Genomic DNA, 24,454 nt, shown 5'->3' on the forward strand with positions numbered 1-24,454 from the left:
ACACATAAGGAGGGCGATCCGGTTTGGGGCATACTTCTTTTCTGTAATCCTTGCAGACGGTATTGCAGTTGATCGATCTGCAGTGAGCACAGGATTTCCCTCTTCTTCGGCATGTGGTTTCCATTGCTGCGCAGAGATTGCAACGCTTGCATTCTTTGCGAAACGCACAGCTGTTCCTGCTGAAACGTCCAGGGCGGCCATCTTCAACTCGGAAATGCCTGATCTCTCTTGAAACGGTAGAAGTGGTAACACCAATCTTACGAGCGATGGCAGAAAGAGATAATCCTTCTGAAAGAAATGATTGGATCTGCATTCTTTTATTAAGATCCAGCTTAGAAAAAGCAGTCATGATGAAAGTTCCTCCTAGTTCTTTCATCGGCTATACCTGACCTGAAATCATTATTCGGAATCAAAGCAACTGATTGCAACAGCATCATGGTTTCTGTTTCGATTAAGTTAATGCAACAGATCCCTTGCGTTCACTTCTGCAATTGAGTAATCACTGATGAATAAGCATTTTTTCTTTTCATCAATGGAGGTCTTTGCTATAATGTCACAGGTATTTCTCTAGGAAAACTGAAGGGTGGTATTGATTATATGGGAAGAGCACATGAAGTGCGCGCAGCCTCAATGGCTAAAACAGCTGCTGCAAAGTCCAAGCTGTATTCTCGCTTCGGAAAGGAACTTTATATTGCAGCAAAATCCGGCGTGCCTGACCCTGATATGAACCTTGCTCTGGCAAGAAAAATCAAGGAAGCAAAGTCCAACCAGGTACCGGCAGACGTCATCAAGAGAGCAATCGAGAAAGCAAAGGGCGGTACAGACGAGAACTATACGGAGTGCCGTTATGAAGGATTCGGTCCTGGCGCAAGCACCGTCATCATCGACTGCCTCACCGACAACACAAACCGTTCTTATACTGAAGTGAAGACCGCATTCAACCGCTGCAAGGGCTCCAAGATCGCTAATGCAGGTTCTGTTTCCTTCGGCTATGAGCAGATCGGCCTCTTCGAATTCCCTTATGAAGACGAAGACAAGATGATGGAAGCCATGATGGATGCAGACGTAGATCTCAAGGACATCAGCGTTGAAGACGGCATCATGCAGGTCAAGACCTCATTCCAGGACTTCGGCAAAGCTCAGGACGCAATCGAGAAGCTTCTTCCGAATGTGGAATTCTCTACCTGCGAAGTGACGATGTATCCGAATGAATGGGTCACTCTGGACTCCGACGAAGACAAGGCCGCATTCCAGAAGCTCATGGATACACTCAATGACATCGATGATGTCAACAAAGTCTATTCCAACGTACAGGAAGGCTGAAGCAAACCCCGGCATCTGCCGGGTTTTCATTTGACTATTCATTCGATCTGAAACCACGGCCCTTCAGGACCGGAGTAATTGGGTTGCCCGGGTTTCTGATTCTGCTATACTGGAGCCATGATACGTGTAATTACTTATGGAACTTATGACCTGCTGCATTGGGGACATATCCGTCTATTGCAGCGGGCAAAATCCCTCGGCGACTATCTGATCGTCGGTCTCTCCACAGATGAATTCAATGCCGGAAAAGGCAAGCAAGCCTACCATCCTTATGAAGAACGGAAAGCAATGCTTGAAGCCATCCGCTATGTCGATCTCGTGATCCCGGAAGAAACCTGGGAACAGAAACGGTCCGATATCGTGAAATACCAGGCAGACATCTTCGTGATGGGCGATGACTGGAAAGGAAAGTTCGACGATCTCTCCGATCTCTGCCGAGTTGTGTATCTCCCTCGCACCGAAGGCATCTCCACCACCAAGATCAAGCATGATCTGGAATTGTTAGGCAGAAAGGGCTAATCATTTCACATAATGAGCACCTGCAATCTCTTCTCTGAGAATGCGGGTGCGTTCTTTTTCCGGAAGCACTGAAGTATAAAGCAGACATGCACGGTACTCCATCTCCCGGTACGGATAGGGGACATCCGCAAAGCGGCTGGCAAATCTCACGCCGCTTTTGCGCATGTCATGGAGATACTGCCGTCCCCTGTCATTGAATGCCAGGACACGGATGGTGTCATAAGGAGGAAGGGCGTTTACTTCCTTCTTCTCCAACTGCATCATTGCGGAAAGACATGTCCTGCGGATCCGTCCGGBCGTATAACGGTAATTCACGCATGCCGAAAGGAAGCCATCCCAGGTGCTTTCCTTCTTTGCGTTGGCAATCAGATGATTCTCAATTCCTTCCCGGAACAGGAAGAACTCGGCAAGCCGTTCCGGTCTGCTCGTCAGCAGGAACGTTCTGAGATATGGGTAGAACTGTTCCATATAGACACGATGCCCATTCAGCAATGCTTCTTTCATCGGCGTTGTTTCTCCGAGATCTTTTCCTTCCTTCAATGCAGTCCGGATGGCGAGCGCACTGCTGGTCTCATGAAGCTCCGGATCCAGATAGGAAGTCGTGCGCGGAATCAGAACCGGCTCAATCGCCGTACCGGCAATTTCCTTGAGGTAGGAGACCGCAAGGATATCATTCGGACGCATGCTTGTAGTCAATAGACTGTAAGCCCTCGGGAAACTCATGCCTGTATCCATGGACTGATGCAGATGATCCGGATTTACCGGAGTCTCTGCAATTTCTTTGAGATTTTCGAGATTGCCGCACTCGCTGCCGAAGCTGATATAGTTCACGCCCGCCGCCTTCATGACCGAAACTGCGCCATGGGCAAAGCCCGTGGCACTCTGAGTCGCATAAATATAAGGAAGCTCCGCCACCAGATCCACCCCGCCCCGGACCGCAGCTTCTGCTCTTGCAAACTGATCCAGGATCGCCGGCTCACCGCGCTGCACCCAGTTGCCGCTCATGACTGCCATCACGACATCGCAGTTTGTCTTCTTTCTTGCTTCTTCAATCTGATACTGATGTCCCTTGTGGAACGGATTATATTCTGCAGCTATGGCCAGAACACTTGTCATAATCTGTCTGATCCCTCGTCTTTCGAATTGTATTATACTGAACTCAGCGAAAGGAATTTCCATAATATGAATTCATTTGATACGATTTACCGTCCGGAAGGGGAGGTAAAAGGTGCAGTTGCCATCGTTCACGGCATGAGCGAGCACCAGAAGCGCTACCGGGACTTTGCCGAATACCTGAAGAATCGGGGCTATGGCGCAGTTACGTATGACCTGCCTGGACATGGCGAACACGCCGAAGAACTCGGGTGGTTCAAAGAAAGCGGCGGTGCGGATATGCTGATTGACAGTGCGGTCGACCGCCTTCGCGAGGCCAGGGAAACATTCCCGGATGTTCCGCTCTTCCTCTTCGGACATTCGATGGGCACGATGATTTCCCGCTGCCTGCTGCAGGATCATGATCAGGAACTGGACGGCCTGATTCTCTCGGGCGCACCATGCTGGCAGAAAGCCGCAGACGGCGGCATCGCTGCCGGAAAGGTGATCCGCTTCTTCAAGGGAAAGAAGGGACACTCCCGCTTCATGGATCAGGCAGTGACAGGATCGTTCAACAAGTGTGTCAAGAATCCCCGCACCCAGTCTGACTGGCTGTCCTGCAACACGGCAAATGTGGATGCTTATCTGGCTGATCCGCTGTGCGGTTTCCCGTTCACGATCCAGGGCTATCTCGATGAGATGGAACTGATGAAGCGCATGCACAATGTCTCCGGGTATCATGTCACGAAGCCGGATCTTCCGATCTGGTTCATCAGCGGCGAAGGCGATCCGTGCCGCGGAGGAGATGAAGGCTTCAATGACAGCATTTCCACCCTACGCAGAGCAGGCTATCAGGATGTAGATGCTAAACTATGGCCGAACATGCGTCATGAGATTCTGAACGAAACCGATCGCATGCAGGTATTTGAGGCCGTCGGGAACTGGCTGGACGAGCATTGCTGAGCCTGAAAACGTGCATTGACTTTGTTTCATGGTCTGCTATAATTGTGGCGTTAACGAGCGAAGGAGGCCCTGGCGGTGAAGTGGACGAGGTCTATGCTGAGCGGTTCTTCATCTGAAGAGATTCGCTTTGATGAAGCTGTTGAGATTGACCCGGAAGTATTCGCATCCAATTCCCGCATCAATGGAGTCAAGGATGTCCGGGTATCCGGAACTGGGCTGTATCAGGAAGCTTCAGAACGGTTCTATGTGAAGATGGAGATTCATGGCATCATGTGTCTCCCGGATGCAGTGACCGGTCTGGAGATTGAATGCCCCTTCGAGACGGAACGAGAACAGGTCTTCGCATTTGAAGACACTGATGAAGATGACGTCTGGGTCGTTAAGGATGAAGTCATCGAGCTGCTTCCGGTCGTGATCGAAGAGATCCTCTCCGAAGTGCCGCTGCAGGTGACGGAGGCCTCTCCTGAAGATTATCCGAGCGGCGATGGCTGGCGGGTGATTTCCGAAGAGGAGTTCGAGAAGAGTCAGGCAGAGAAGGGTGATCCGCGTCTGGCAAAGCTCAGAGATTACGGTAAAGAATAACAGGAGGTGTCAGACAGATGGCAGTACAGCAGAGAAGAAATTCCAAGACCAGAAGAGATAAGAGAAGAACGCATTATAAGCTCGCTGCTCCGACTCTGGTTAAATGCCCGGTCTGCGGTGCATATAAGCAGCCGCATCATGCTTGCCCGGTCTGCGGTTCCGTCGGCGATGCGAAGAAGACCGCACAGCCGGCTGAAGAACAGGCATAAGAAACAGAGAAGTCCGGATTTTCTGAAACCATTTCCTTCATGGAGATGGTTTTTTTTGCTGTTTCTTAAGTTTTTCTTAAGAGAGATTCTTGTAAAACGGTCCTCCTGTGGTAGACTTGTGGTAGAAAGTATCAGAAAGTGGAGGGAAGTAGAGCCTGATGTTCATCGGTGAATACCAGCATAGTCTCGATGCGAAAAACCGGCTCATCATTCCGTCCCGCCTCCGCGAGGAACTAGGGGATACTTTCGTTGTCACCAAAGGGCTGGATGGATGTCTGACCATCTATACCGGCCATGAATGGGACAAGGTTCAGAAACAGCTGGACGGCTTGCCGACCACGAACCGTGCAGCCCGCCAGTATATTCGCTTCATGACGAGTGGTGCCGCCGAATGCTCCTGTGACAGCCAGGGAAGAATCCAGCTGCCGCAGAACCTGGTCACTTATGCAGGGATTAATCATTCCTGCGTGATCATCGGGGCAAACGATTACGTTGAAATCTGGAGCGAAGAGCGCTGGCAGAAGTACAACGCCGATACGGCAGAGAACTTCGATGATTTGGCAGAGTCGCTGACGGAGTACCTGAAGTGATGGAACACAAGAGTGTGCTGCTGCATGAAACTGTCGATCTTCTGAAGGTCAGACCGGATGGCATCTATGTGGATGGCACCCTGGGAAGAGGCGGACATTCCAAACTGCTGCTGTCCAAGCTCACGACCGGTCATCTGTATGCATTTGACCGCGATGAGACTGCGATCGAAGAAAGCCGCAAGGTGCTTGCAGGGGACATGGACAAGGTCACGATGATCCACGACAACTTCAGCACCATGAAGGAACGTCTTTCCGAGTACGGCGTGACCGGAGTCGATGGGGTCATGATGGACCTCGGGGTCAGCAGCCCGCAGTTCGATGATCCTTCTCGCGGCTTCAGCTACCGCTTCGATGCGAAGCTGGATATGCGCATGGATCAGAGCCAGAGCCTTTCTGCCTATGAAGTGGTCAATACGTATTCCTATGAAGATCTGTGCCGGATTCTGTTCCGGTATGGAGAAGAGAGGAATGCAAAGCAGATTGCCCGTGCCATCGAGCGCGCAAGGGCAGAAGCACCGATCGAGACAACATTGCAGCTGGTAGAGGTCATTAAATCCGCACTTCCGGAAAAGGTGCTGCGGAAGAAGGGACACCCTGCTAAACAGACCTTCCAGGCACTGCGCATTGAAGTCAATCACGAACTCGATTCGCTTGAGCAAGGACTTCGCAAAGCCTGCGATCTATTGAATCCGGGCGGACGCTGCGCCGTCATCACCTTCCAGTCGCTCGAAGACCGCATGGTCAAGAACTGTTTCAGAAGCTTATCCTCTGCTCCATTCAGAGACCCGAAGCTTCCGCTGAAGGAATCTGAACTGGAGCAGGCCTCCTTTGTACTTCTTACCAGGCACGCGATCACTGCATCCGAAGAAGAGCTTGAAGAAAATCACCGCTCGCACAGCGCCAGGCTGAGGGGCATTGAACGGAAAACGGGGTAAATGAACTATGGCAGCACGCAAGAGAAAAAAGAAGAGTCTGAAGCTGGTGAACTTTACGTTCTTCTGCTTCATGATATCTGTGATATGCTATCTCGTAAGCGCATTATTTCTGCGCTCTTTCAACAACAGCCTCAGCACTCAGTGCCAGGAGCTCGAAACGAAGATCTCGACGCTGGAAACTCAGAATGAGGCCGTTGCGGTAGAAGTGAATACCCTTAACAGCAAGGATCGTGTTTCCTCGATTGCCGAGGAAGACGGACTGTCCCTGAACCAGGACAACATCGTCACGATCACGAAGCAGGGTGACAGCGGAGACTGACGAATGAAAAAAAACCGCGGAGATCGGGCGGTGCGAAGCATATTTCTGCTGGCATTGGCTGTGATGATTCTGCTCGCAGCCGATGTTTTTTTCGTTGCTATCGAGAAAAAACATCTCCGCTCCGGCACGGATCTTTCCGCTTATGCTGATTCGGATAATCTGCGCACCGAGGTCACCAAAGCCATGCGCGGCAATATCTATGCTTCTGACGGCACCGTGATTGCCGAGGACAGCCGCACCTACAACATCATCTGCATCCTCGATTCCAGCCGTCCGTCGGTCGGCGATACGATCAGCTATGTTCAGGACAAGGAAGGAACGGCAGAACAGCTTTCGAAGATTCTGAAGATCGATTACGATACGTGCCTGAATTACCTGAATCAGGACGTCTATCAGACCGAACTCGGAACGGCGGGCAGAAATCTCTCCGAATCCGTGAAGGATGAAATCGAAGCATTGAACCTGCCTGGCATCGAATTCACGAATTCCATCAAGCGGGTTTATCCGCTCGGCCAGTTTGCCTCGAATCTGATCGGCTTTGCGCAGTCTGATGAAAACGGATCCGTCGTCGGCAAGATGGGAGCAGAGCTCTACCTGAACTCCTACCTCACCGGAACCGATGGCTATCGCACGTATCAGGCAGATAAGAACGGCTATATACTGCCCGGCATGAAAGAAGATACCCAGGCTGCCGTCAATGGCAATGATGTCTATACAACTCTGAATGTCTCCATTCAGCAGGCCCTGGAAGATTCGTTCCAGATGACGGAAGACACATTCGGCGCGATCCGCATCTGGGGTGCCGTCATGGAAATCTCCACCGGGAAGATCCTTGCCTGGGGCCAGTATCCATCCTTTGACCCGAATACGCTCGATATCACCGATTACAACAACTACGGTTCTCAGCTTCCGTACGAACCAGGCTCTACGCTCAAAGGCATCACCTGGTCGGCAGCCATCAATGAAGGCGTCTACAATGGCGAAGATACGCTGTATTCCGGCCCGTTCTATTACGACTGGGATGAAAACCGGAACCCATACCGGGTTGACTATCATAAGGACTTTGTCATCACGAACGCTTCCGGCAACAACTGGGGCTGGATCACCTATGACCAGGGCCTGATGCTGTCCAGCAACGTCGCTGCCGCAACCATTGAAACCTCGCTGATCACGCCGGATATCCTGCTGGAATACGAGAAGAAGTTCGGCTTCTTCCAGCCGGTCCGCTCCGATGGCATGCCGGAAGAATCCGGCTATCTGCAGTTTACATGGCCAGGCGACAAGATCTCGCTTTCCTACGGCCAGGGCTCTACCGTGACCATGCTGCAGATGCTGCAGGCATACAGCGCCATCTTCGGCGACGGCACAATGAAGCGGCCGTATTACATCGAATCCATCCGCGATGGCTATGACAGCAACAAGGTTCTCTACCAGGCATCCACGAAAGTCACCGGAACCCCGATCACCGAAGACACCGCTAAGCAGATGCAGGCCCTGCTGTATCAGGTTGTCAATAACGATACGTACGGCACGGCAAAATATTATAAGATCGATGAAACAGAAATCATCGGCAAGACCGGAACCACGCAGGTCGCTTCCAACGGAAACTACCTGTCCGGCTATACGATTGCTTCTCTGATGAGCGCCATGCCTGCAGACAATCCGCAGGTCCTTGTCTACTATTGCTTTGAAGCACCATACAACCATGATGCCCATTACAAGACCGATGCCGTGAAGAACCTGCTCAGCAGAACGGCCATTGAACTTGGCTTTGCAAGCAATACCTCCGCAGGCAGCTCTTCTGAATCTTCTGCCGGAGACGGCGATGCGGTTCTCGTATCCGGAACGATGCCAAATCTCGTCAACCATTCTCTGAGCTATGCAGATGAGAAGCTGAACGGACTGGATATCACGCTGTATACGCTAGGCAATGGCGATTCCGTGATCGCTCAGTATCCGGAAGAAGGCGAATCACTCAGCAATGGCGAACGCGTGTTCTTAGTCACCGATACGAACAGCTTCACGATGCCTGACCTGACCGGCTGGACAAGAAAAGACGTCGCGGCCCTCTGGCAGGTCACTCAGTTCGGCTTCCGCCTGAAAGGCGAAGGCGTTGTGACGAGCCAGAATATCGCTGCCGGCACGACTGTGACCAAGGGTACCGAAATAGAAGTTGAGTTCGGCTGATTCCGGGAGTTATAATGGTCCCGTTTTAACAGCGATATCTGCAGATAAGATAAGGGGAAAACGATGATAGCACTGAAACTTCTTCTGGCTTGGGCAATCAGCCTGGCAGCCGTGCTGATCCTGATGCCGCACTGGATCGATTATCTGAAAAAGCTCAGTTTCAACCAGACTGTGAGCGAATACAGTCTGGAAGAATATAAGGAAAAAGCAAAGACGCCGATCATGGGCGGCGTGCTGTTCATCGTGATTCCGATTCTCGTGACGATTCTATTCGATCCGAAAGGGGCATTTGCACTGGAGAATACGATCGTGTTCATGACCTTTCTGATGTATGGTCTGATCGGTTTCATCGATGACTTCCTGATTGTCATCAAGCATAACAACGACGGCCTCAAGCCATGGCAGAAATTCGGCATGCAGATCTTCATGGCCATCGTGTTCTACGTGATCTACCGGAATAACGCGGACCTTGCGGTCCATATTCCGTTCACGGATCATGCCTGGGTGCTCGGCGGGTTCTATGGTCTGCTGATTCTGTTCATGTTTGCTGGTGCATCCAACGCCGTCAATCTGACCGATGGCATGGATGGTCTGGCTGCTGGCTGCATGGTATTCTCTCTGATTCCGTTCCTGGTTTTCTGCCTGCAGCAGTCGAAGTTCACGCTGGCTACGTTCATCTGCGCACTGGAAGGCGCACTGCTTGGCTATCTTCACTACAATGTGAAGCCGGCCAGAATCTTCATGGGCGACACCGGCAGTCTTGCCTTAGGCGCAGTGCTTGCCGCATTGGCCATGGTCACGAAGAAAGAACTGGCCTTGATCGTGATCGGCGGCGTCTTCGTGATTGAGACGCTCTGCGTCATCATCCAGATTTCCAGCGTGAAGCTCCGTCATAAGAAAGTATTCCCGTATACGCCGATTCACTATGCCTTTGTGATCAAGGGCATGGGCGAACGTCAGGTCGTCCATCTGTTCTGGCTGGCCGCATTCCTGTTCATGCTTGCAGGTCTATGGGTTGGCCTGAACTGATCCATGCATTCTTAGGAATTTCTGAAGGATTATTTCTGAAACCGCATCATTAAGCCATTATTCTCATCTCTGAGCGAAGAGAGAACCGTCAGCCTCATTGCAGGAATGACGGTTCTTTTTTATACTGAAAGCGAACAAGCCGTCATTTCCGGATCTCTGACTGGCAATTTCAGAGCATCCGGAAACATGCCAGCATCCATGGCAGTTGAACACCATCCACAATAGAGAAGGGGGCTTTATGAATGCACTGAAACGTGCCTGGGCCTATGTCCGGCGCAGACCTGCCAAAACCATTCTTCTGATGATTACGTTTTTTCTGATCGGCAATCTGGTGATTCTGGGACTTGGAATCTCTGAGGCTGCAGACAATGCCAAGACATTGACCCGGAAGTCGATGCGGGCAGCAGTGAGCTATGAGGTGGATTACGATGGCTATTACAGCTATATCAATACGCTCACGGATCAGGATGAGATCAATGCGGCCTATGAGAACTACCCGCAGATTGATCCTGCTGCTGCCCAGGAATTTGCCAAGGATGAGCGGGTAACTGCATTCAATTACATGACCACCTCGATTGCCTACAGCAATGGGTTTGATAATGTGCCGGTCGGCAATGAAGAAAATCGCTCCGATATGACGACTTATACCGATGAGAATGGCAATGAGGTTACATACCGGAATCCGAATCTCATGATCTATGCCATCAAGTATCCGAATCTGATTGAGTTTGCGGAAGGGACGTTCCAGATCGTTTCCGGTTCCATGTTCACGCAGAGTGATATCGATGACGCGAAGAACGTCGCTGTCATCACGCAGGAACTGGCCGATCAGAATGCGCTTCATGTCGGGGATACGATTTCTGTTTCCACACTGGATGATGATACGAAACGTGATGCTCTGGCAAATGGGGCAGCACAAGAAGACCTGGATATGGAACTGGAGATTGCCGGAATCTATACCACGGCAAATGATGTGGATCCTTCTTCCGAATACTATCAGTGGATGTATCCGTATGAGTCGCCGAAGAATATCATTCTTATTCCGATGAATGCTTATACCGAATACATAAAACAATATGTCTCCACGGTCTATCGGATTCATCCGGAGTACTTTGAAGATACGACCCTGGAGGAAGTTCTGTCCTCGTTTGAAGAGACGCCTACTTCTGTGGTCTATCTGCTGGATGATCCTTTGCATGTGGATCAGTTTGTGGAAGATCATAGCGGTGCTCTGACCTCCTATACGCTGCTCAATGCGAACAATGAACAGTTCAGGAAATTGTCCAGACCGCTGGATACACTGAGTTTCTTCTCGGACATCGTGGTATGGATTGTCGTGGTCAATGCGGTGGTGATCATCACCCTGGTGACTGCACTGACACTGAAGACACGGGAATTTGAGATCGGCGTGCTGCTTTCGATGGGCGTATCGAAATTTAAGGTAGTGCTGCAGTTGTTTGCAGAATTGTTCCTGATTGCGATCGTGGGCTTTGCACTTGCGTCGGTTTCGGGATCCCTGCTTGCCGGGAAAGTGGGGGACAGGGTGCTCAGCTATCAGACGGCAAATGATGCGCAGTATGCAAGTGATGACGATGATATGGGCTACTATTTCAGCGGGGATGTCGACTACTTCACGGAAGTAACGCAGGAAGATCTGCTGTCCCAGTATCATGTGTCGGTATCGCCGCTTCTGATCGGAAAGATCTATATGCTTGGAACGGGTGTGGTGTTGATTGCCATCATCATTCCTTCCTTCATGATCATGCGTCTCAATCCGAAACAGATTCTGCTGGAACAGAACTGAGGAGGTATTTATGTCAGCGATACTGAAACTGGAAGATCTCTGCTATGGCTACATTGACGGCGGCTATAAGCGTGAGATTCTGAAACACCTCTCCTACAGCTTTGAAGAAGGAACGTTCTATACGATTCTTGGTCCTTCCGGATCCGGAAAGACCACTCTGCTATCAATTATGGCTGGCCTGGATAAGCAGGAAAGCGGGCATGTGTACTATCAGGATGAAGACATCGATCAGATGGGACTCTACCAGTACCGCCGAAACAAGATCGGGGTGGTTTTTCAGTCCTATAACCTGATTACGTATCTCACGGGTCTTGAGAATATCCTGGTAGCGATGACGGAGACGGATAATGATATTCCGGGGAACCATAAAGACATGGCATATGCCTTGCTGAACATGGTTGGCATTGCCAATACGAAGGCAGATCGTCTGGTGACGCATCTCTCCGGCGGCGAGCAGCAGCGTATCGCAATTGCCAGAGCCATTGCCGCAAACGTGGATCTGATCTTCGCCGATGAGCCGACTGGAAACCTGGATACGGAAACAGAACAGGAAATCATCAAGCTGTTCCAGATGCTCAGCGAGAAATACGGAAAGACGATTATCGCAGTAACGCATTCCAATGAAGTATCCAAGCTCAGTGATCATCGGGTGCTTCTGAAGAATGGCGTGCTGCAGGATCTCTGAACGGATGCTGGATCTCATTTTGAGGTCCGGCTTTTTTTCGGGGTCTTTGTGTGCGGCATGCGGTTCTGAGTGTTCTGAGCGGGTGGTTTCAATTATTTCTACCAAACGGTGCTTTTCCGGTATAATATACAGGTTGCACAGGGAGATAGGACATTTCATGAAAAGTGAGCAGTTTGATATCAATAATACGCAGGTACAGATGATCCTGGTAGTCAAGCTGCAGCAGCTTCAGAGGGAAGTCCTGCCGACCTTGACCTATGGATGCCTGGAAGAATATGTCAGTGAGAAGCTCTGGAAGGACAAGCTTCCTTCTTCGCTTCATGACGCGGCTGATCAGATCCTGAGAGTCACTGCTGATGATATCGTGCATTATATGTCAAGGAAGGCACTGTTTGAAGGAAGACGCGGAAAGCTGTCTGACTTCGCAGATGTAATTGGAGGAAAGTAGTCATGGAATCAAAGAAGAAAAAGAAAGGTCTGGCCGGGTTCTGGGCGGTCCTGGCAGTCATTGCCGTGCTGATCGGCAGTACTTTCGGCGTGATCCGGGAACATCTGAATCTCGGTCTGGATCTGGTCGGAGGATTTGAGATCCTGTACGAAGTCACGCCGCTGGAAGATGGCGGAACGGTTGATATGACCGCAGTCACCAACAGCATTCAGAAGCGTGTCAATGTGCTCGGGGTCTCGGAACCGGTCATCACCGTAGAGGGAGACAACCGGATCCGGGTTCAGCTGGCGGGTGTTGCAGATCAGGAAAGTGCCCGTGAGATGATCGGCACGACTGCCAATCTGACATTCCGTGATGTGAATAACAACCTGCTGGCGGATTCTTCCATCATCCAGGAGGGCGGCGCATCACTTGCCTATCAGGATGGCAAGCCGGTCGTCTCATTGAAGATCGCGGATGAATCAAAGTTTGCCGAAATCACGAGCACCGTCTCAAAGATGAGCAGCGGCGACAACATCATGGTCATCTGGCTTGATTATGAAGATGGCGATGATTACAAGACCGAAGCTGCCAAAGCAGCCCAGGGAGAAGAGCCGAAGTACATCAGCGCTGCGAGCGTCAACAGCACGATCAGCGGCGACTGCATCATCGAAGGAAACTTCACCGCTACGGAAGCTACCACGCTTGCCAATCTGATCAACTCCGGCTCACTGCCGGTGAAGCTTACGGAAATCAGCTCCAACGTGGTCAGTGCGGAATATGGCCAGGATGCCCTGTCCAGAACCGCATTTGCCGGACTGATCGGCGTCATTGCGGTCATCATCTTCATGATCTGGAACTACCGCATTCCGGGCGTCATCGCTTCGATCATGCTGGCGGCTTATCTCTGGACAGTATTCGGAGTATATGCTCTGATGGGGGCAGTCTTCACGCTGCCTGGCATCGGCGCACTGGTGCTCGGCGTCGGCATGACCGTAGATGCGAATATCATCAACTATGAACGCATCCGCCAGGAACTCTGGAAGGGACGTTCCGTACGTGCTTCGGTTGCAGAAGGCCAGAAGCTTTCCTTCTCGGCAATCTTCGATGCGCAGTTCACGACGCTGCTTGCCGGTCTCATCATGTATATCTGGGGCAATGGCGCCGTCAAGGGATTTGCGACGATGCTCATCGTGACTGTGTTCATGACTCTGATCGTCAACGTCGCTCTGTCGAGATTCTTATTGAATCTCGTGGTGAACAGCGGTGTCCTTGACGACAAGCCGCAGGCATTCGGCGTGAAGAAGAATCAGATTCCGGACATCACGAAGGGTCAGGAACAGTTCTACTTCGGACGCTTCCATGGCGTGGATTATCTCAGCTTTGCCAAGTATGAAATCCGTACGGCACTTGCAATTCTTGCGGTTGCTCTGGTCTTCGGCATCGTCAACACGGCAAAAGGCAATGGCTTCATGAACCTCGGCATCGACTTCTCTTCCGGTACGAAGCTGACCATCACGAGCGAATCGGCAGTCACGATCAGCGATGTGCAGACCGAGATGGAAAGCCTCGGCTATACGAACTTCAGCTACCAGGAAGCAGGCGATACGACCGTTTATGCGACGACGAAGGATTCTCTCAGCACTGAGGATCTGGAATCGATCAAGAGTGCGTTCAAGGATCTGTACGGCGAAGAGCCTGGCGACAACGTCGTCACTCCGGTCGTCGGCAGAGAACTCGTGCGCAATGCCTTCATTCTGACGATCGTCGCTTGGATCGCCATGCTTGCATACATTGCGTTCCGCTATGAATGGGACTACGCAATCGGATGTCTGGTCGCCCTGATTCACGATGTCCTGATCACGCTGGCCGTGTTTGCGATCTTCCGGCTTGAAGTGAATACGGAAGTTATCTCGGTGCTCCTGACGATCATCGGCTATTCGATCAATAACTCGATCGTCGTCTTCGACCGGGTCCGCGAGAATATGAAGAGCGAGAAGAACAATATGAAGCCGGAAGACTACCGCAGGGTCATCGATACGTCTCTGGATTCGACGCTGAGCATGTCGGTCTACAGCTCCTTGACGACGCTGCTGCCGGTCATCTTCCTTCTGATCTTCGGATCGGATTCGATCTTCACCTTCACGTTTGCCATGTTCATCGGCATGATCGCCGGAACGTTCTCTTCCCTGTTCCTGGCTCCGGATGTCTGGTATTACATCCGCACGCATCATAAGCCGAAGAACCGCAAGCCGAAGAAAGAACAGAAAGAAAAGCTTGACGAGTACACGATCAAGGGAATCAACGCATAAGGAATCCAACGGACAGCGGAAGAATCTGCTGTCTGTTTTTGAGAAAGGACAGAGTTTATGGAGATCCAGGCAGTACTATTTGATTGCGACGGACTGATGTTCGAGACGGAGATTGTCTCCCAGCTGATGTGGAAGAATCTCATGGACCGATACGGCGTGAAGCTGCCGCCGGACTTCTTTCTGAAGATCACCGGTGCTTCCAGAAATGACAGCGATGCGTATATGCGCTCGATTCCGGGTCTGGAAGAACATCTTCCGGAAATCTACCAGCGCCGCTTCGATCTGTCGTTCTGGGGTCATATCCAGAAAGACTGCCTGAACAAGAAGGGGCTGCTGGAACTGGTTTCCTATCTGGAAACTCATAAGTATCAAATTGCCATCTGTTCCAGCAGCTCTGAGGACTATGTGAAGGCGCTGCTGTCAACGGTGTCGAAGCCGATTTCCTATGATGCGCTGATCGGCGGCAATCAGGTGTCTCACGCCAAACCGGACCCGGAGATTTTCCTGAAAGGGGCAGCAGCTGTTTCTGTATCGCCGGAACACTGCCTGGTTCTGGAAGATTCCAAGCAGGGTATCCTGGCGGCCATGCGGGCAGGCATGCACCGGTGCTTCATTCCGGATACGATCGTTCCGGATGAAGAGATGAAGGAAGCTATGGAGTTTCAGTGCAGCGATCTTTCTCAGGTGATTGATCTTCTGAAACAGAGCAGGCAGGGGAATTGCCTGCCGCAGGAAAGAACTATATAATTTTCGAAGCGCAGCGGGGAGTGTTTTATGGAATGGAAAGATCTGAAGGGGAAGTATCCGGTATTCTGCTACCATGATTTTGCAATCATCGAGAGCGATACGGAACTGCAGGTGCATTTTGATTTTGAAATCGAAGGACTGAGTCATTTCAATCCGGAGTTCACGCTGAAGAAGCCGGAAGGCTCCGTGAATGCCGGCAATCTCAGGGTAGTAAGAGAGATGGCTTTCTCGCTCGGCATGATCGAGCTCATCTCCTACTGGAAGCTGACCTGCAGCCATCAGGTGATCGTGGAATGCGGCTTCCTCGATCAGAAGCAGATTGCTTGGTGGAAGCATCTGTATTACTGCGGACTCGGAGAATTCTTCTACCGCAATCACATTGATCTGACCGAGGAGAATTTCATGGATCTAACGGCCATCGGCGAACGGGCAATCGGCGAAGAGGATCCAAGAACCTATCACGGCAATCTGATCCCAGTCGGCGGAGGCAAGGATTCGTTCGTGAGCCTGGAGCTTCTGAAGGGCATGAAGGCAGATAACGATGCGTTCGTCATCGGCCGGGTTCCTTCGGCGATCCACTCTGCCGAAGCAGCTGGTTACACCGGTGTACATCTGATCCAGGCGGAACGTTCGCTGGATCCGCGCATGCTGGAATTCAACAAGCAGGGCTATCTGAATGGCCATACGCCATTCTCCGCGCTGGCCGCATTTGCCAGCTGCCTGACGGCAGTGATCTACGGTCGGAAGTATGTCTGCCTCTCGAATGAGGCAAGTGCCAATGAGTCGACCATCCATGGCTCGAAAGTCAACCATCAGTACTCGAAGACGTTTGAGTTCGAGCAGAATTTTACCCGGTATCTTTCCAGGTATGTCACGGATCAGGTGCACTACTTCAGTCTGCTGAGACCGCTGTCCGAACTGCAGATCACGAGCATCTTCGCAACCCTGAAGCAGTACCATTCCGTGTTCCGCTCCTGCAATGTCGGGCAGAAAGAAGAAAAATGGTGCGGGCACTGCGCGAAATGCCTGTTCGTCTGCATCATGCTGAGTGCGTTCCTGAAAGACGAAGACCTGCTGAACATCTTCCATGCGGACATGCTGAATGATGAAACGATGCAGGATCTCTTCGAGCAGCTCACCGGCATTCTCGATGACAAGCCGTTTGAATGCGTCGGAACAAGAGAAGAAGTCAATGTGGCGATCGCGATGTCGATCCGCCATCACGAGGCTTCCGGCACGCCGCTGCCGAAGCTTTACGAATATTACAAGGGCACATCCTACTATGAATCTTTCCGCAATCGCACGCTGGACTATCAGATGTGGAACCGTGAGAATCAGGTGCCGGCAGAGTATGCAGAACTGATTCATGAAAAACTCAATGAGGCACAACGCATATGGAATTAGAATCCTGGAAAGCTGAATTCGAAGGAAAGAAAGTCCTGATCTGGGGCTATGGCATGGAAGGAAAGTCTTCCTATGCTTTCATCCGGTCCCTGCTTCCCGATCAGAAGCTGATGATCGCAGATTCCGGAAACGAAGACCGTCTGGAAAATATCAGGAAGGAAACGTCAGATACGGAAGTCCTTTCAGACGCTGCCGTGGATTTCTCTGAGTATGATCTGATTCTGAAATCCCCGGGCATCGTCATTCCGGAAGGATTTCCGAAAGAACATCTGTCCGGCGAAGCCCAGCTGTTTCTGAAGCATTACCGCAATCAGGTAATCGGCGTCACCGGCACGAAAGGCAAGTCCACGACGACCAGCCTCGTCCATGCAGTATTATCTGAGAAGTACCGGACGCATCTCGTCGGCAATATCGGAAAAGCATGCTTCGACGTGACTCCGGACATGCAGGAAGGGGATCTCGCTGCATTTGAACTTTCCTGCCACCAGCTGGAATTCTGCCCGTACAGCCCGCATGCGGCAGTCTATCTGAATCTGTTTGAAGAACATCTCGATCACTATGGAACCCTGGAACGCTACGGGGCCGCGAAGGCAAATATCTTCCGCCACCAGCAGAAAGGCGATCTCACGATCCTGAATCAGAATCTCCCGTACTGCAGGGAAGTTGCGGATGCCATTCTGATCGGAAAAGACATCCGGGCAGAAGGCAATCATCTCATTGTCCCGGGACATGAGATCGATGTGAACGACTGCCGTCTGATCGGTTCGCATAACTATCTGAATCTGGCGGTGGCCTATGAGATCGGGCTTCGCTATGGCATCTCGGACAGCCAGTTCCTCCATGCGGCTGCAAATTTCCAGCCTCTGCATCACCGGCTGGAGGACCTCGGAGAATTTCATGGCATCCGCTATGTGAACGACTCGATCTCGACGATCGGCCAGTCGTGCATCCAGGCCCTGAAGACGCTTCCGGAAACCGATACGGTTCTTGTCGGCGGAATGGACCGCGGCATTGAATATCAGGAACTGGAAGACTATCTCGCTTCCCGTAATGATCTTCATATCATCTTCATGTATGCGACCGGAAAGCGCATTTATGAAGAACTGAAGGAACAGGGCAGACTGACNGACAATATGGTGCTGACTGACGATCTTTCTTCGGCAATGGCAATTGCCAGAACGGCAACCCGCCCGCATCATATCTGCCTGCTGTCTCCTGCCGCAAGTTCCTATGATCATTTCAGGAACTTTGAAGAGCGCGGCGATGTATTTGCGAGGATGGCCAAGGATGAATTATAACCTTCACACCCCGGATCTCGCTTCCATCACAAAACGCTTTCCGACTTCGCCATTAGTTGCAGCGCTGATCGCTTCTTCTTCGCTTTCAGAAGAACAGATTGAAGAACTGCTGCACGGCTCTGATACGCCGACGGTCTCTTCGGCGATCTGCGTGCAGAAAGCTGCTGCCAGAATCCTTGCCGCAAAGAAAGCCGGCGAGAAAGTATTCATCGGCGGTGATTATGATGCCGACGGCATCTGCAGCACTGCGATCATGAAAGATACGCTCGACAAACTAGGCATCCCCAATGGCTACTACATTCCCAACCGCTTCAAGGAGGGCTACGGCCTATCTGCCTCGACGGTGGAAGCTGCGGCGAAGAAGGGTTATACGCTGATCCTGACCGTCGATAACGGCGTCAGGGCATTTGATGCGATCGCCAAGGCAAAGAAACTCGGATTATCCATCATCGTCACCGATCACCATGAAATCCAGGATCCCGTACCGGCAGAGATTGTCGTCCATCCGGATTACATGGAGCCGGATTATACAACGCTTTCCGGAGCCGGGGTAGCCCTGCAGATTTCCAGGACGCTGATCGGCGACTATGCGCCTCATACCTGTCTTGCCGCAATTGCGGCAATTGCAGATGTGATGCCGCTATGGAAAGAGACGAGGCGGATCGTGAAAGCAGGGATGCGCTTATTGAATCAGAATGCGCTGCCTTCGGCATCCGCACTGCTTCGGGAGGGCTCTGTCTTTGATGAGACTTCGCTTTCCTTCCAGATCATCCCGAAGCTTAACAGTGTCGGAAGGATGAATGACATCTCGAATGTGAATACGCTCGTGCCATTCCTGCTGAGCAGGAATCCGGACACGATCCTGCGTTATGCTGCTCAGCTCAATCAGGTCAACGAAGAACGCAGAAACCGTTCCCGTTCGATGAGCCTGAAAGCAGAGAAGATGGTGGATGAAGAAGACTTCCAGCTGATCTTTGATGAGTCGTTTGAAGAAGGTATCTGCGGCTTGGTGGCGGGGAGAATCGCCCAGGAAACGCATCACCCGACGGTCATCCTGGCAAGAAGCGGCAATCTCTACAAGGGCAGCGGCCGCAGCGTTGCCGGCTTCAATCTGTACGACTTCTTCTCCGACTTCAGCGAGCTTTCTGCCTTCGGGGGTCATGCGATGGCCGTCGGGCTTTCGGTTCCGGAAGAACAGTATGAACCATTCTGCCGGCATGTGAAGGAGAAGATGAAGGAGACTTCGTTCATCTATGAAGAACCGGTTCCGGAAGCAGTGCTGATTCCATCGGATCTGATCACGCTGGATCATGTCGCGGATCTGAAGCTTCTGTCTCCGTATCCCAAGGAGATGGTTCCTGCCGTTTTTGCGATTCAGCGGCCTGTGACTGAGCATGTGTTCCGCAGTCCGAAGGTCGTGAAGTATTCGTTCGGCAATGACAGCACCGGGTTTGACGGGGTGCTGTACACGCGGAAAGGGATTCCGGCTCCGGAGTCTCCGGTCTTTGCGGCAGGACCGCTTTCGATCAATCGCTGGCGCAGTCTGGTCCGGGTGCAGATGGACCTGGAAGCCATTGAGTAACGCCTGTTTGACATAGACCGGAAAGTTGTATAATAACGATATTCACATGAGGGAGGAGAGATACACATTCATGGCCATTGATCTGAAAGACTACATTGCCAGCATTCCTGATTTCCCGACCAAGGGAATCCTGTTTCGCGACGTAACCCCGATTCTGGAAAACGGTCCGGCATTCCAGGAGGCAGTACGTCAGCTGACTGATTATGCAAAAAGCGTGAATGCGGATATGATTGCCGGTCCGGAAAGCCGCGGATTCATTTTCGGCTGCCCGGTTGCGATCAGCCTGGGCGTCGGATTCGCAGTTGTCCGCAAGCCGGGCAAGCTTCCGCGCGAGACCATTTCCTGCAAGTATGATCTGGAGTATGGTTCCAATGAGCTGTTCATGAACAAGGACAGCATCAAGCCGGGACAGCGTGTCGTCATCATCGACGACTTACTGGCTACGGGCGGAACTGCGAAAGCAACTGCTCAGATGGTAGAACAGATGGGCGGCGTCGTTGCGGGCTGCGCATTCGTCATCGAACTGGATGGTCTGCCTGGCAGAGAAACACTGAAGGATTATGATGTCTTCCGCATCATGAATCTCTCCGATCACTGATCTGGCTTTTAAGAATGCACTGAAAAATCGAAGAGCTCTTCTCTTCGGTTTTTTGTAAAGAAAGGGGGTGCGGGTCAATGGCAGAAGTCAAGAATGCAGGCGTCAGCGACGTGCTGGAGGAAGCGGGGAAGTATATTCATAAACCGGAGAATCTGGCGCTGATCCAGCATGCGGCAAACTATGCGGCAGAACACCATGCTGGCCAGTTCCGGCGCAGCGGCGAACCTTATACCGTTCATCTGAATAATGTAGCCTACATCCTGGCCACGCTGAAATGCGGACCGAAGACCATTGCCGCAGGCTTCCTGCACGATACGATTGAAGATACCGGCGTCTCGAAAGAAGAACTGGCCGCCGAATTCGATCCGGAGATCGCAGATCTCGTGGAAGCCGTCACGAAAGTCGGAACCCTCGAATACAAAGGCAAAGATGATCCGGAATACCAGGCAGCCAATCACCGCAAGATCTTCATTGCGATGGCCAAGGATGTCCGCGTCATCCTGATCAAGCTCGCCGACCGTCTCCATAATATGCGGACGCTGGAATATCAGCCGGAAGCCAGCCAGCAGCGCATTGCCGCAGAAACGCTCGATGTCTATGCGCCGATTGCCCACCGGCTTGGTATCAGTTCCATCAAGAACGAACTCGAAGATCTTTCCTTCTATTACCTGAACCGCGAAGAATACTACCGCATCGCGCATCTCGTTGAGGCCAAGAAGACCGAACGCGATGCGTCCGTGCAGAAGATGATTGCCGAGATTTCGGCGATGCTGAAAGAACATGGGCTGGAATTCCGCATCTTCGGCCGCTCCAAGCATCTGTACTCCATCTATCACAAGATGGTCATCCGCAACAAGCGCTTCGATGAGATCCTCGATCTATTGGCGATCCGCATCGTCACGAAGACTGAGCTCAACTGCTATGAGATCCTCGGATACATTCATGCAAAGTACCGGCCGATCCCGGGCAGGCTAAAGGATTATATCGCCGTTCCGAAGACGAACATGTACCAGTCCCTGCATACGACGATCATCGGTGATGAAGGCAAGATCTTCGAGGTGCAGATCCGTACCGAAGAGATGGATGCCATCGCTGAACGAGGCGTTGCCGCACACTGGCGCTACAAGGAAGGCTCCAGATACGATCCGAAGACCGAGCAGAAAGAGATTGAAGACAAGCTCTCCTGGTTCCGCGACTTCGCCGTATTCACCGGTGAGAACGAGAACGAATCTGCTTCGGAATACATGGCCACCCTGCAGAAGGATGTCTTTGAGGCAAACGTCTATGTCATGACGCCGAAGGGCAGGGTCATTGACCTTCCGAATGGCGCCACCCCGATTGATTTTGCCTACCGCATCCATACCGATGTCGGCCATACCGCCGTCGGTGCGATCGTCAATGATGCGATGGTGCCGCTGAATACCGAGCTGCATACGGGCGATGTCGTTCAGATCAAGACGATGAAGGGCACCGGCCCTTCCGAAGACTGGCTGAAATTCGTCAAGACGAATCAGGCTAAGCAGAAGATCAAAGCCTACTTCGCCAAGAAGGAAACCGAAAAGCGCGAGCAGCTGATCGATGCCGGCGAGAAAGTGCTCAGCGATGAACTGCGCAAGCGCGGCTTCGATCCGAAAGACTGGATGGACAAGAAGAAGCTCGAGAATATCTCGAACCAGTTCTCTGCCCAGACTTATACCGATCTGATGTACGGCTTAGCTGTCAAGACGATCAACCCGACCTCTGTCTGCGAGAAGCTGACAAACCAGAAGCGCTCGCTGAATGACAACGAGTCCATGCAGAAGCTGCTCTCCCGGGAACCTTCCCGCAAGCAGCACGTCCAGACTCGTACCGGCATCATCATTCCTGGCATCGAAGCCATGAAGCTTTCGATTGCCCAGTGCTGTCTGCCGGTATATGGCGATGACATTGTCGGCTTCGTGACCAAAGGCGAGGGCGTCAAAGTCCATCGGGCCGACTGTCCGAATGTCGCCTCGGAAAAAGCCCGCATCATGCATGTCGAATGGGACGAGGAGAATCCGGATCGTGTCTATGACAGCGATCTGACGATTTCTGCCCATGACCGCAGCTTCCTGCTGACGGATATCGTGACAGCTGTCTCGCAATCAAGAGCACCGTTGATCAAGGTCAGTGCGGATGCCAACCAGGAAACCCTGATGACCCTCATCAAGCTGAAGATCCAGGTTCATAATCTTGCCCAGCTCACCACATTGATCGCAAATCTGCGCAAGGTGGAAAGCGTGATTTCTGTCGAGCGGGCGGTGCACTAGAAACGCTTGCCCAACCCGATCTGCGCATGTATAATGCAGTCGTACAAATTCCTAGACGAAGAAATTTCCTGAAGAAGGACTGGCAGAGACATTCCGGCTGGTGAAAGGAATGGTTCCCGAAACAGGAAAACGACACTTCCGAGAAGACTCCCGAACTCAGTAAGGAGCTCCGTATTCCGCGTTAAGGACCAATGAGTGCATGAACCTTCCGGTTCATGAATCGAGGTGGTACCGCGCAATCCAGCGTCCTCATCTGAAGGACGCTTTTATTTTTCTGTAAGGAGGATCCATTCATGAATTATCAGACTCCAAGAGGCACGTATGACATTCTGCCTGATGAGATCAGCCGCTGGCATGAAGCCGAAGCCCTGATCCGCGAGAAATGCCGTCTGTACCGCTACCATGAGATTCGCACGCCTTATTTCGAATCTACCTCCGTCTTTGCCCGCAAAAACGACAGCTCCGATATGGTCAACAAGGAGATGTACAGCTTCGGCAGCGGCGACGAAAGCTATACCCTGAGACCGGAAGGAACGGCAGGCGTCATCCGTGCCTTCGATCAGCACAAGCTCTACGGCTCGATGGAAATGCCGGCCAAGTTCTATTACATGGGACCGATGTTCCGCCATGAGCGTCCGCAGAAGGGCAGACAGAGACAATTCACGCAGTTCGGCGTCGAAGCCTTGGGTGTCCGTTCTCCGCAGCTCGATGCGGAGTGCATTGCCCTTGGCATTGACATTGTCAAAGCCCTCGGCATCCGTTCTGTGAAGGTATGCATCAATACACTCGGCGATGATGAGTCAAGAGCTGCCTACCGGGCTGCTCTGAAGGAATACTTTACGCCGCATATCAATGAGCTCTGCAGCGATTGCCACCGCCGCCTGGAACAGAATCCGCTGAGAATTCTCGACTGCAAGGTGGATGCCGAAAGCCCGATTCTCAAAGGTGCTCCGCGGCTCAGCGACTATCTCAACGAAGCCTCGAGACAGTACTTCCAGGAAGTGCTTGCTTCGCTGGATGCGCTTGGCATTCCGTATGAAGTTGACGACCGCCTGGTAAGAGGCCTGGACTACTACACGCATACGGTCTTCGAAGTCAAATCCGTCCGTCCGGATGCCGGCGCCCAGTCGACGATCTTCGCCGGCGGCCGCTATGACCATCTGATCGAATACTTCGGCGGACCCGAGATGTCCGGCATCGGCTTTGCGATCGGCATGGAGCGTCTGCTGTCTCTGGCTGCAGATGAAGGCCATGTATTTCCGGATGAGAATACGACCGATGTCTATGTCATCGGCATCGGCAATACTGCTTCCTCAGTGCTGCCGTTTGCTGAACAGCTGCGTACGGCAGGCTTTGTCACCGAAGGAAATCTTGTCGGCCGTTCCCTCAAGGCGCAGTTCAAGAGCGCGGATCGCAGCGGCGCGAAGTACATCGCTATCATGGGCGAAGAAGAAGTTCAGAACGGCACCGTCAACCTGAAGAAAGCAGGCGGCGAACAGGTGAATGTCCGCCTCGATCAGGCGATCGATATCCTGAAGCAGTGGGAAGAAGGGAAATAACA

At 52.0% G+C, this 24,454-nt stretch carries 23 protein-coding genes and 1 other annotated feature; of the genes, 21 read left to right on the top strand and 2 right to left on the bottom strand.

Going from position 1 to position 24,454, the window contains the following annotated elements; genetic code table 11:
- The coding region (locus FYJ51_RS13895) for a helix-turn-helix domain-containing protein (protein ID WP_154501924.1) at window positions 1–376 on the bottom strand (376 nt) is incomplete at its 3' end.
- 221 nt (window positions 377–597) lie between these two features.
- On the opposite strand from FYJ51_RS13895, the gene FYJ51_RS00010 reads away from it, so the two are divergent.
- Both FYJ51_RS00010 and tagD read left to right on the top strand, forming a co-directional pair.
- On the top strand, window positions 598–1,323 hold the full coding sequence (locus FYJ51_RS00010; protein ID WP_105303563.1) for a YebC/PmpR family DNA-binding transcriptional regulator: 726 nt from the start codon (window positions 598–600) through the stop codon (window positions 1,321–1,323).
- Window positions 1,324–1,440: 117 nt separating this feature from the next.
- Window positions 1,441–1,842 (top strand): glycerol-3-phosphate cytidylyltransferase, encoded by a 402-nt coding sequence (gene tagD, locus FYJ51_RS00015; protein ID WP_105303564.1) that lies wholly within the window; start codon window positions 1,441–1,443, stop codon window positions 1,840–1,842.
- Here the strand turns inward: tagD and FYJ51_RS00020 are convergent, their stop codons facing one another.
- On the bottom strand, window positions 1,843–2,958 hold the full coding sequence (locus FYJ51_RS00020) for a tRNA(Met) cytidine acetate ligase (protein WP_205946075.1): 1,116 nt from the start codon (window positions 2,956–2,958) through the stop codon (window positions 1,843–1,845).
- Between the two features lie 66 nt (window positions 2,959–3,024).
- Here FYJ51_RS00020 and FYJ51_RS00025 point away from each other — a divergent pair, with 66 nt between their 5' ends.
- From FYJ51_RS00025 to hisS, 19 genes are all read left to right on the top strand, one after another.
- Window positions 3,025–3,897: an alpha/beta fold hydrolase gene (locus FYJ51_RS00025; RefSeq protein WP_167836502.1), complete on the top strand. Its 873-nt coding sequence runs from the start codon at window positions 3,025–3,027 to the stop codon at window positions 3,895–3,897.
- A gap of 75 nt (window positions 3,898–3,972) precedes the next feature.
- Complete coding sequence (locus tag FYJ51_RS13840) at window positions 3,973–4,479, top strand: YceD family protein (RefSeq protein WP_135358182.1); 507 nt, start codon at window positions 3,973–3,975, stop codon at window positions 4,477–4,479.
- A gap of 17 nt (window positions 4,480–4,496) precedes the next feature.
- Complete coding sequence (gene rpmF / locus FYJ51_RS00035) at window positions 4,497–4,688, top strand: 50S ribosomal protein L32 (RefSeq protein WP_105303569.1); 192 nt, start codon at window positions 4,497–4,499, stop codon at window positions 4,686–4,688.
- Window positions 4,689–4,846: 158 nt separating this feature from the next.
- Window positions 4,847–5,278 carry a division/cell wall cluster transcriptional repressor MraZ gene (gene mraZ, locus FYJ51_RS00040; protein ID WP_154501930.1) on the top strand — a complete coding sequence of 144 codons (432 nt, stop codon included), beginning with the start codon at window positions 4,847–4,849 and terminating at the stop codon, window positions 5,276–5,278.
- Window positions 5,278–6,213: a 16S rRNA (cytosine(1402)-N(4))-methyltransferase RsmH gene (gene rsmH / locus FYJ51_RS00045; RefSeq protein WP_154501933.1), complete on the top strand. Its 936-nt coding sequence runs from the start codon at window positions 5,278–5,280 to the stop codon at window positions 6,211–6,213. The genes mraZ and rsmH overlap by 1 nt, the downstream gene beginning before the upstream one ends.
- A 7-nt stretch (window positions 6,214–6,220) precedes the next feature.
- Window positions 6,221–6,532 (top strand): cell division protein FtsL, encoded by a 312-nt coding sequence (gene ftsL, locus FYJ51_RS00050; RefSeq protein WP_105303572.1) that lies wholly within the window; start codon window positions 6,221–6,223, stop codon window positions 6,530–6,532.
- Window positions 6,533–6,535: 3 nt separating this feature from the next.
- Complete coding sequence (locus tag FYJ51_RS00055) at window positions 6,536–8,719, top strand: penicillin-binding protein (RefSeq protein ID WP_154501936.1); 2,184 nt, start codon at window positions 6,536–6,538, stop codon at window positions 8,717–8,719.
- Between the two features lie 63 nt (window positions 8,720–8,782).
- On the top strand, window positions 8,783–9,748 hold the full coding sequence (gene mraY / locus FYJ51_RS00060) for a phospho-N-acetylmuramoyl-pentapeptide-transferase (RefSeq protein WP_154501939.1): 966 nt from the start codon (window positions 8,783–8,785) through the stop codon (window positions 9,746–9,748).
- A gap of 238 nt (window positions 9,749–9,986) precedes the next feature.
- Window positions 9,987–11,552, top strand: a complete 1,566-nt coding sequence (locus tag FYJ51_RS00065) for an ABC transporter permease (RefSeq protein ID WP_154501942.1) — start codon at window positions 9,987–9,989, stop codon at window positions 11,550–11,552.
- A 10-nt stretch (window positions 11,553–11,562) separates the two neighbouring features.
- Window positions 11,563–12,237, top strand: a complete 675-nt coding sequence (locus tag FYJ51_RS00070) for an ABC transporter ATP-binding protein (protein WP_105303575.1) — start codon at window positions 11,563–11,565, stop codon at window positions 12,235–12,237.
- A gap of 157 nt (window positions 12,238–12,394) precedes the next feature.
- A complete protein-coding gene (locus FYJ51_RS13415; RefSeq protein WP_105303576.1) occupies window positions 12,395–12,685 on the top strand; it encodes a post-transcriptional regulator in 291 nt (96 codons plus the stop codon).
- A gap of 2 nt (window positions 12,686–12,687) precedes the next feature.
- On the top strand, window positions 12,688–14,976 hold the full coding sequence (secD, locus tag FYJ51_RS00080) for a protein translocase subunit SecD (protein ID WP_154501948.1): 2,289 nt from the start codon (window positions 12,688–12,690) through the stop codon (window positions 14,974–14,976).
- A gap of 57 nt (window positions 14,977–15,033) precedes the next feature.
- Window positions 15,034–15,723, top strand: a complete 690-nt coding sequence (locus FYJ51_RS00085; protein WP_154501951.1) for an HAD family hydrolase — start codon at window positions 15,034–15,036, stop codon at window positions 15,721–15,723.
- 27 nt (window positions 15,724–15,750) lie between these two features.
- Window positions 15,751–17,127 (top strand): hypothetical protein, encoded by a 1,377-nt coding sequence (locus FYJ51_RS00090; protein ID WP_154501954.1) that lies wholly within the window; start codon window positions 15,751–15,753, stop codon window positions 17,125–17,127.
- Window positions 17,118–18,425, top strand: a complete 1,308-nt coding sequence (gene murD, locus FYJ51_RS00095; RefSeq protein WP_154501956.1) for a UDP-N-acetylmuramoyl-L-alanine--D-glutamate ligase — start codon at window positions 17,118–17,120, stop codon at window positions 18,423–18,425. Before FYJ51_RS00090 ends, murD begins: the two co-directional genes overlap by 10 nt.
- The gene (locus FYJ51_RS00100; RefSeq protein ID WP_205946076.1) at window positions 18,415–20,007 is read left to right on the top strand and encodes a single-stranded-DNA-specific exonuclease RecJ; all 1,593 of its coding nucleotides are present in this window, start codon (window positions 18,415–18,417) and stop codon (window positions 20,005–20,007) included. The genes murD and FYJ51_RS00100 overlap by 11 nt, the downstream gene beginning before the upstream one ends.
- A gap of 76 nt (window positions 20,008–20,083) precedes the next feature.
- Entirely contained in the window at window positions 20,084–20,605 is a 522-nt protein-coding gene (locus FYJ51_RS00105; RefSeq protein ID WP_167836617.1) for an adenine phosphoribosyltransferase, read from the top strand.
- Window positions 20,606–20,682: 77 nt separating this feature from the next.
- The gene (locus FYJ51_RS00110) at window positions 20,683–22,893 is read left to right on the top strand and encodes a RelA/SpoT family protein (RefSeq protein WP_154501960.1); all 2,211 of its coding nucleotides are present in this window, start codon (window positions 20,683–20,685) and stop codon (window positions 22,891–22,893) included.
- Between the two features lie 43 nt (window positions 22,894–22,936).
- Window positions 22,937–23,147 (top strand) — a binding site (T-box leader).
- A gap of 39 nt (window positions 23,148–23,186) precedes the next feature.
- A complete protein-coding gene (hisS, locus tag FYJ51_RS00115; protein WP_154501962.1) occupies window positions 23,187–24,452 on the top strand; it encodes a histidine--tRNA ligase in 1,266 nt (421 codons plus the stop codon).
- The last annotated feature ends 2 nt before the right edge of the window (window positions 24,453–24,454 follow it).

It is taken from the genome of Stecheria intestinalis, from assembly GCF_009696165.1.
Taxonomy (GTDB): Bacteria; Bacillota_I; Bacilli_A; order Erysipelotrichales; family Erysipelotrichaceae; genus Bulleidia; species Bulleidia intestinalis.

Bases quoted from the DNA above. Each gene is read 5' to 3' on its own strand.
- FYJ51_RS00070 (WP_105303575.1), top strand. From the start codon at position 11,563: ATGTCAGCGATACTGAAACTGGAAGATCTCTGCTATGGCTACATTGAC.
- FYJ51_RS00100 (WP_205946076.1), top strand. From the start codon at position 18,415: ATGAATTATAACCTTCACACCCCGGATCTCGCTTCCATCACAAAACGC.
- rpmF (WP_105303569.1), top strand. From the start codon at position 4,497: ATGGCAGTACAGCAGAGAAGAAATTCCAAGACCAGAAGAGATAAGAGA.
- rsmH (WP_154501933.1), top strand. From the start codon at position 5,278: ATGGAACACAAGAGTGTGCTGCTGCATGAAACTGTCGATCTTCTGAAG.
- FYJ51_RS00110 (WP_154501960.1), top strand. From the start codon at position 20,683: ATGGCAGAAGTCAAGAATGCAGGCGTCAGCGACGTGCTGGAGGAAGCG.
- FYJ51_RS00025 (WP_167836502.1), top strand. From the start codon at position 3,025: ATGAATTCATTTGATACGATTTACCGTCCGGAAGGGGAGGTAAAAGGT.
- FYJ51_RS00055 (WP_154501936.1), top strand. From the start codon at position 6,536: ATGAAAAAAAACCGCGGAGATCGGGCGGTGCGAAGCATATTTCTGCTG.
- ftsL (WP_105303572.1), top strand. From the start codon at position 6,221: ATGGCAGCACGCAAGAGAAAAAAGAAGAGTCTGAAGCTGGTGAACTTT.
- FYJ51_RS00065 (WP_154501942.1), top strand. From the start codon at position 9,987: ATGAATGCACTGAAACGTGCCTGGGCCTATGTCCGGCGCAGACCTGCC.
- mraY (WP_154501939.1), top strand. From the start codon at position 8,783: ATGATAGCACTGAAACTTCTTCTGGCTTGGGCAATCAGCCTGGCAGCC.
- secD (WP_154501948.1), top strand. From the start codon at position 12,688: ATGGAATCAAAGAAGAAAAAGAAAGGTCTGGCCGGGTTCTGGGCGGTC.
- FYJ51_RS13415 (WP_105303576.1), top strand. From the start codon at position 12,395: ATGAAAAGTGAGCAGTTTGATATCAATAATACGCAGGTACAGATGATC.
- tagD (WP_105303564.1), top strand. From the start codon at position 1,441: ATGATACGTGTAATTACTTATGGAACTTATGACCTGCTGCATTGGGGA.
- FYJ51_RS00010 (WP_105303563.1), top strand. From the start codon at position 598: ATGGGAAGAGCACATGAAGTGCGCGCAGCCTCAATGGCTAAAACAGCT.
- FYJ51_RS00085 (WP_154501951.1), top strand. From the start codon at position 15,034: ATGGAGATCCAGGCAGTACTATTTGATTGCGACGGACTGATGTTCGAG.
- FYJ51_RS00090 (WP_154501954.1), top strand. From the start codon at position 15,751: ATGGAATGGAAAGATCTGAAGGGGAAGTATCCGGTATTCTGCTACCAT.
- mraZ (WP_154501930.1), top strand. From the start codon at position 4,847: ATGTTCATCGGTGAATACCAGCATAGTCTCGATGCGAAAAACCGGCTC.
- hisS (WP_154501962.1), top strand. From the start codon at position 23,187: ATGAATTATCAGACTCCAAGAGGCACGTATGACATTCTGCCTGATGAG.